7 protein-coding genes are annotated in these 7574 nt (G+C 63.5%); 5 read left to right on the forward strand and 2 right to left on the reverse strand.

What is annotated here, in order from left to right; genetic code table 11:
- The 3 genes from VNX23_RS16890 to glpK all read left to right on the forward strand — a co-directional run.
- Window positions 1–700 (forward strand): acyl-CoA dehydrogenase family protein (locus tag VNX23_RS16890; protein WP_325631839.1); only part of this gene is annotated, 700 nt, incomplete at its 5' end.
- A gap of 67 nt (window positions 701–767) precedes the next feature.
- Window positions 768–1541 carry an SDR family oxidoreductase gene (locus tag VNX23_RS16895; protein ID WP_325631841.1) on the forward strand — a complete coding sequence of 258 codons (774 nt, stop codon included), beginning with the start codon at window positions 768–770 and terminating at the stop codon, window positions 1539–1541.
- Window positions 1542–1707: 166 nt separating this feature from the next.
- A complete protein-coding gene (gene glpK, locus VNX23_RS16900; RefSeq protein ID WP_325631843.1) occupies window positions 1708–3210 on the forward strand; it encodes a glycerol kinase GlpK in 1503 nt (500 codons plus the stop codon).
- A gap of 125 nt (window positions 3211–3335) precedes the next feature.
- On the opposite strand, the gene VNX23_RS16905 is transcribed toward glpK, so the two are convergent.
- On the reverse strand, window positions 3336–4283 hold the full coding sequence (locus tag VNX23_RS16905) for a threonine/serine dehydratase (protein ID WP_325631844.1): 948 nt from the start codon (window positions 4281–4283) through the stop codon (window positions 3336–3338).
- Window positions 4284–4342: 59 nt separating this feature from the next.
- Between VNX23_RS16905 and VNX23_RS16910 the strand changes: the two genes are divergently transcribed.
- Complete coding sequence (locus VNX23_RS16910) at window positions 4343–4645, forward strand: winged helix-turn-helix domain-containing protein (RefSeq protein ID WP_325631845.1); 303 nt, start codon at window positions 4343–4345, stop codon at window positions 4643–4645.
- A gap of 226 nt (window positions 4646–4871) precedes the next feature.
- Entirely contained in the window at window positions 4872–5507 is a 636-nt protein-coding gene (locus VNX23_RS16915) for a glutathione S-transferase family protein (RefSeq protein WP_325631847.1), read from the forward strand.
- 1161 nt (window positions 5508–6668) lie between these two features.
- Here the strand turns inward: VNX23_RS16915 and VNX23_RS16920 are convergent.
- Window positions 6669–7574, reverse strand: a 906-nt coding sequence (locus VNX23_RS16920) for a vitamin B12 dependent-methionine synthase activation domain-containing protein (protein WP_325631849.1), incomplete at its 5' end; no start/stop codon positions are given.

Raw genomic sequence — 7574 nt, forward strand, 5'->3', positions numbered from 1 at the left:
GATCATCGACGGCGAGAAATTCGTCGTGCTCAACGGCGAAACCGCCGACATGCTGGTGGTGACCGCGCGCACCAAGGGCGGCCAGCGCGATGCTGGCGGCATCGGCGTGTTCCTGGTGCCCGGCAACGCCAAGGGCATCGCCAAAAAAGGCTATCCGACCCAGGACGGCCTGCACGCCGCCGATATCACCTTCACCGGCGTCGAGGTTCCTGCGGATTCTGTGATCGGCGATCCCGAAAATGCTTTGCCGCTGATCGAGCGGGTGGTCGATGAGGCGCGCACCGCGTTGTGCGCAGAGGCCGTCGGGCTGATGGATGAATCGCTGAAGGCCACCGTCGAATATCTGAAGACGCGCAAGCAGTTCGGCGTGCCGATCGGCAGCTTCCAGACCTTGCAGCACCGCGCCGCCGACATGTTCGTCGCGGTCGAACAGGCCCGCAGCATGTCGATGTTTGCCACGATGGCCTGCGATTTCGATGACGCCAAGGAGCGCGCCACGGCCGTGGCGGCCGCGAAAGTGCAGATCGGCAAATCCGCAAAGTTCGTCGGCCAGCAATCGATCCAGCTTCATGGCGGCATCGGCATGACCATGGAGGCCCAGATCGGCCATTACTTCAAGCGGCTGACCATGATCGAGAACAGTTTCGGCGACACCGACTATCACCTGCGCCGCGTCACCGCGGGCGGCGGGCTGATGTAGGGATTTCCCGTCATTCCGGGTTCGCGCGGAGTCGCGCGCCCCGGAATGACTGCAAAGGAGATCAATCTTGCGATCTACCCCCTTCGATCTCACCGGCCGCGTCGCCGTCATCACCGGCTCCAGCCGCGGCATCGGCCGTTCTTCGGCCGAGCTTCTGGCGAGGTTAGGCGCGAAAGTCGTGATCTCCAGCCGCAAGGTCGATGCCTGCGAGGAGGTCGCCCACGGTATTCGCAAGGCGGGTGGCGACGCCCACGTCATCCCCTGCAACATTTCGCGCCGCGAGGAAGTCGAGGCCCTGATCAACGGCGCCACGGCCCATTACGGCCGGATCGACATTCTGGTCTGCAACGCCGCGGTCAATCCTTATTACGGCCCGCTGCTCGACATCACCGATGAGGCCTTCGACAAGATCATGCACGCCAACGTCAAGAGCAATTTGTGGCTCTGCTCGCTGGCAATTCCGCCGATGGCCGAGCGCGGCAAGGGGGCGGTCGTCATCATCTCCTCGATCGGGGGCATGCGCGGCTCGACCGTGATCGGCGCCTACGGAATTTCGAAAGCGGCGGATTTTGCGTTGTGCCGAAGCCTCGCCGGCGAATGGGGGCCGAAAGGCGTGCGGGTCAATTGCGTCGCGCCCGGTCTTGTCAAGACCGATTTCGCCCGTGCCCTCTGGGAAGACGAAGAGAGGTTGAAGCGCCGCTGCGCCACCACGCCGCTGCGGCGCATCGGCGAGCCCGACGAAATCGCCGGCGCCGTGGCCCATCTCGGATCGGACGCCTCGAGCTTCATGACCGGCCAGACCATCGTGGTTGACGGCGGCGTCACGACCGCGGCGGTGTGATCGCAGCTCGCGCGTGTGCGCTCCTTCTTCAATGCACGAATACTTGCGATCGCGCCGAAACTGCGCTCCACTTCACCCTCCCCTGGAGGGGAAGGGTCGGCTCGCGTTGAGCGAAACGAAAACGCTAGCCGGGGTGGGGTGAGGCAAGCGATCCAGGAAAAACATCATGTCCTATGTGCTGGCCATCGATCAGGGCACCACATCCTCGCGTGCGATCGTGTTTCGCGACGACATTTCGATCGCTGCGGTGGCGCAAGCCGAATTCCCGCAGCATTTTCCGGCCTCCGGCTGGGTGGAGCACGAGCCGGAGGACATCTGGACCTCGACCGTCATCACCTGCCGCGATGCGCTCGAGAAGGCGGGCATAGCGGCAAAGGACATCGCCGCGATCGGCATCACCAACCAGCGCGAGACCACCGTGGTGTGGGATCGCGTCACCGGACAGGCCGTGCATCGCGCCATTGTCTGGCAGGATCGCCGCACCGCCGACATCTGCGCCAGGCTCAAGAGCGAAGGCCACGAAGCCGCGATATCGGCGAAGACCGGCCTCGTCATCGACCCCTATTTTTCCGGCACCAAGGTCGCATGGATTCTCGATTCAGTCCCCGGCGCGCGCAAACGTGCGGAAGCCGGCGAATTGTTGTTCGGCACCATCGACTGCTATCTCTTGTGGCGTCTGACCGGCGGCAAGGTTCACGCCACCGACGCCACCAATGCCTCACGCACCCTCTTGTTCAACATCCACGCCGGGCAGTGGGACGACGATCTCTTGAAGATCCTGCGCGTGCCGCGCTCGACGCTGCCGGATGTGAAGGACTCTTCCCATCATTTCGGCGACAGCACGCCTGATCTTTTTGGCGGCGCGATCGCGATCTCCGGCATTGCCGGCGACCAGCAGGCCGCAACCATCGGGCAGGCCTGTTTTTCGGCAGGCATGATCAAGTCGACTTACGGCACCGGCTGTTTTGCGCTGCTCAACACCGGCGACATACCGGTCGCCTCGAAGAACAAGCTGCTCACCACCATCGCATATCAGCTCAAGGGTAAGCGTACCTACGCGCTCGAAGGCTCGATCTTTGTCGCGGGAAGCGCGGTGCAATGGCTGCGCGACGGGCTCGGCCTCATCACCCAGGCCGGCGAGACCGGCCCGCTGGCCGACAAATCCGACGTCACGCAACAGGTCTATCTGGTGCCGGCCTTTGTCGGCCTCGGTGCGCCGTACTGGAATCCGCGTGTGCGCGGCGCGCTGTTCGGGCTCACCCGCAACACGGGACCGGCCGAGCTTGCGCATGCGGCGCTCGAAAGCGTCTGCTACCAGACCTTCGACCTGCGGGAGGCGATGCGCGCCGACTGGCCGGGCGGCAAGGCGGCCAATGTACTTCGCGTCGATGGCGGCATGACCGCTTCCGACTGGACCATGCAGCGGCTTGCCGATCTCCTGGACGCACCCGTCGATCGTCCGGTGATCCAGGAAACCACCGCGCTTGGGGCGGCCTATCTCGCAGGCCTGAATGCGGGCGTCTATCCGGAGCCGTCAAAATTCGCCGACAACTGGCGGCTCGAACGCCGCTTCAAGCCGGCCATGGGCGCGGCCACGCGCGAGCGCAAACTAAAGGGCTGGGCGCGCGCGGTGAGGGGCGTTTTGGCAAGCGACGAGGGGGAGGGGTAACCTGCCAGCCCGTCATCACCCGCGAAAGCGGGTGATCCAGCATTCCAGAGCAGAAGCGATCATCCGAGAAGCTGCGGCGTACTGGATACCCCGCATTCGCGGGGTATGACAGTCCAGCGGCATATCTAACCCTCAAACCGCACCGCCGTTGTATTGGCCCCGCAAAGCAGCACGGCCACGCGTTCCCCCTTCGATGGCTGGTAGCGCGCCGAGAGCAGCGCGGCGAACGCCGCGGCGCCGCCGGGCTCGGCCACCACCCGCAGTTTCGACCAGAGCGCGGCTTGCGCCTCACGAATAGCGTCATCGGTGACAAGGGTGACTTGCGAGACATGGTTGCGCGCGATCGCAAACATCAGCTCTCCAACCCGGCGCGGGGCGAGACTGTCGGCGGCGATCCCGCCGGCGGGCGCATCCACCGGGTGGCCCGCGGCAAAAGCCGCATGCAAGGTCGGCGCGCTCTCCGGCTCCATGGCGACGATTTTGATTCGGCTGCCATACCAGGCGGCGATGCCGCCGATCAATCCGCCGCCGCCGACCGCGACCAAGAGCGTATCGATCTCGGGCGCGTCCTGCTCGAGCTCGAGCCCGACCGTCCCTTGTCCCAAAAGAGTCTCGGCTTGATCGAAGGCGTGGATCGCCATCGCGCCTGACTTGGCGATATGCGCTTCGCTTGCGATCAGCGCGTCGGCATAGCGGGAGCCTGCGAACACGAGGTTTGCACCATAATTGCGGATAGCCTCGGCCTTGGCAGGCGAAGTGATATCAGGCACGAAGATGGTCGCAGGCACGTTCAATCGTTGCGCTGCGAAGGCGACGGCGACGCCGTGATTGCCGCCGGAAGCCGCCACCACGCCCACTTCAGGCGTTTTGCGCAGCAGGAGGTTCGCGAACGCGCCGCGCGCCTTGAACGAACCGGAATGCTGCAGCATTTCCAGCTTGAAGGTCAGCGATTGCAGCGACAGACCGAAATCGGAGCCGCCCAGGCGCACCAGCGGCGTGCGGCGCACGTAAGGCCGGATGGTTGTTTCGGTTTCCGCAATGCGTTCACGCGTGATCGGGGTGATGTCAGCCATAGGATACTCATAGCTACAGGCGAGCTTGACATCAATTAGATAATTAGCAAAATGGCTAAATGAAAATCGCGATTGCGTTACGCGCCCTGGCCAACGGACGCCGCCTTCAGATCCTGGACTGGCTTCGCGACCCGAAGAAGCATTTTCGTGAGCAGGTGGACGGGGATCTGGTGGAGGATGGCGTGTGCGGTGTTCTGATTGCGGAAAAGCTGGGCGTGAGCGCGCCCACGCTGAGCGAACACATGCGGGTCTTGATCGCGGCGAAGCTGGTGAAGGCAAAACGGATCAAGCAGTGGACGATGTACAGGCGGGATGAAGACGCGATCGCTTCGGTCAAACGAGTCATCCACGACAAGGTCTGAAGATAGCAACTGCTCTAGCCAAACGCATTGGAGATAAAGGTGAAGGCGAGGGAGGCGCCGCGTTTTTCTTGCCCTCTCCCCTTGCGGGAGAGGGCGGCGAGCATTGTAAGATGCGAGCCGGGTGAGGGGTTTTACCTCCCGCGAGCGAGACCCCTCACCCACCTCGCTTAGCTCGGCACCTTCTCCAGCAAGGGGAGAGGGGAACCGGCATGACAATAAGGCTTCAATGATCCTCATCGGCCAATATGATTCCCCGTTCGTCCGCCGTGTCGCAATCGCGATGCGGCTCTATGGCCTTGGCTTCGAGCACCGTCCGTGGTCGACCTTCGGCCAAGGTGATGAGATCGCGGCCTTCAATCCGCTGCGCAGGGTGCCGACGCTGGTTCTGGACGATGGCGAAGCATTGATCGAGAGCACGGCGATCCTCGATTATCTCGATGAGATCATCGGCGCGGACAAGGCAATGATCGCGCGCACCGGGCCGCAGCGTCGGCAATGCTTGAAAATTTGCGCGCTTGCGACCGGCCTTGCCGACAAGGCGGTCAGCCTCCTCTACGAGCGCGTGCTGCGCAAGAACCAGCAATCGAAAATCTGGGTTGAGCGTTGCGAGACGCAGATCGTCGCCGTGCTGGACGTGCTGGAAAAGGCGCGCGCCAAGGTCGCTTCACCCTACTGGTTCGGCGAGAAGATCAGCCACGCCGACGTCGCGGTCGCCTGCGTGCTGCGATTTACGGCCGAGGCACATCGGCAACTGTTCGGGCCTGCGCGCTATCCGGCGCTTGGCGCCCATGCGGCGCGTTGCGAGGCGTTGGCGACTTTCAAGGAAATCGTGCAGCCGCTGATTCCGCCGAGCGGAGATTGACGATTCTTCACCGCCCCGTCCAAATAACAATGCTGAATTTCGTCATGGCCGGGCTTGTCCCGGCCATCCACGTCCTAAGTTGCGATGCAAAGAACGAATCGTTCCGATTAGGAAAATGGACACCGTCATTGCGGGCGAAGCGATCCAGTGTTCGTCATTCCGGGATGCGCCGTGAGGCGCAGGCCCGCAATCCATTTTTTCCAAGTATTCCTGCGGCGCCATGGATTCCGGGTTCGCTCGTTACACTCGCGCCCCGGAATGACGGCATCAGCGCGGTCTGGTGGCGCCCGGCACAATGCGCACCGCGTCCGGGACACGTAAGCCGCAAGCAATTGCTCTTCACTTGACATGGTTTTTCGTGCGCACCCTGATTTGCCCGTCGTGCCAATCTGTCGCAGGCGACAGCGCTTGTGCGATGCTCCCGAAACACTTCACGAATCGCGACGTCCCGCGCTCTGCAAAGAGGGGCGCTTCGCGATCGTCACGAACGTTGGGTGCGGGATGCGGTGGACGCGGCAGCATCGAGACGACGAACGATGCTGCAAGCGGACGGCGAAGTCGTGTGGTCCTGACACCCCGACGCTGGTGTCAAGCCTGTTGAGGCGATGATCTCTCAGGCGATGGTGGCAACAAAGCCCGGCTCACCAGGGAGAGCACGGAATAAGCCGTTAAAACCATTGCGCGGGGAATGCCGGGTTGGGCCGGTGTACCTGTGGTGACTATGCTCGTGTGCTTTTATTTTTCGCACGCGAGGCTGCGGGTGCGCACCTCGCATCCGGCATTCCCTGCGCCCTCTGTTTTCGGGCGTGAAGTCTGGCAGAGCTCGGGCACCATCGTGCCGCGGGAATGCGGAGGCGTGCGCAATAGACGTCAATACGAGCGCAAGCGAAGCAATCCAGTTTATTTGCTCTGGCCCTGGACTGCTTCGTCGCTTTCGCTCCGCGCAATGACGTCGGGCTGTTTGAAAATGAAACTCTGGGTATGAGCAGCTTCTTCACCCTCCCCTCGAGGGGGAGGGTCGGCACGCATAAGCGAAGCGAAATGCGTGACGGGGTGGGGTGGCGCATCCAACGAGTATCACCCCACCCCGATTGCTCATTTCATTCGCAATCGACCCTCCCCCTCCAGGGGAGGGTAAGGAATGCGTTCAGGGCTTACGTATCACCCCGCGCTCACCGCTTGTCTGCGCCAGCGCAGATGCACCGCGCAGGTGCAGCCGGGCGGATGCGAGCGCAGTTCCTTTATCTCGATGTCGTTGGCCGGTGCGGCGGAGAGTGCCGGCTCCTTCGGCATCGCTTCCCGCAAGGAGCGCTCCTGCGCCGATTGGTCCTGAGCCGGGATATAGTTCAAGACAGGCGCGAGCCAGCGTTCGGCCTCCTGCACGCTAAAACCCTTGCGCGCGGCATAGTCCTCGACCTGGTCGCGCTCGATCTTGCCGACACCGAAATAGAAGCTCTCGGGATGGCTGAAATAAAGCCCGGACACGGAAGAGCCCGGCCACATCGCAAAGCTTTCGGTGAGTTTCACGCCGGCCGTCTTCTCGGCATCGAGCAGCGTGAACAGCGTCGCCTTCTCGGTGTGGTCGGGCTGCGCCGGATAGCCGGGCGCGGGGCGGATGCCGCGGTACTTCTCGCCCAGCAGCGCCTCGAGGTCGAACCCCTCGTCCGGCGCGTAGCCCCACAGCTCGGTGCGCACGCGGTGGTGCAGCGCCTCGGCGAACGCCTCGGCCAGGCGGTCGGCCAGCGAGGTGGAGAGGATGGCGTTGTAGTCGTCGCCCGCCGCCTTGAAGCGCTCCGCGACCGCCGTCTCGCCGTGCCCGGCGGTGACCGCGAAGCCGCCGATGTAGTCGAGCGGGCCGCCGATCGGGGCGATGAAGTCGGCCAGCGCCAGGTTGGGCCGGCCCTCGGCCTTGGACATCTGCTGGCGCAGCGTGAAGAGACGCGCACGCTCGGCGGTGCGGGTTTCGTCGGTCCAGATCACGATGTCGTCGCCGTCGGCGTTGGCCGGCCAGAGGCCAACCACGCCGCGCGCCTCGTACCAGCGCTCCTCGATGACCTGCTTGAGCAT

Source organism: Bradyrhizobium sp. (assembly GCF_035570375.1).
Taxonomy (GTDB): domain Bacteria; phylum Pseudomonadota; class Alphaproteobacteria; order Rhizobiales; family Xanthobacteraceae; genus Bradyrhizobium.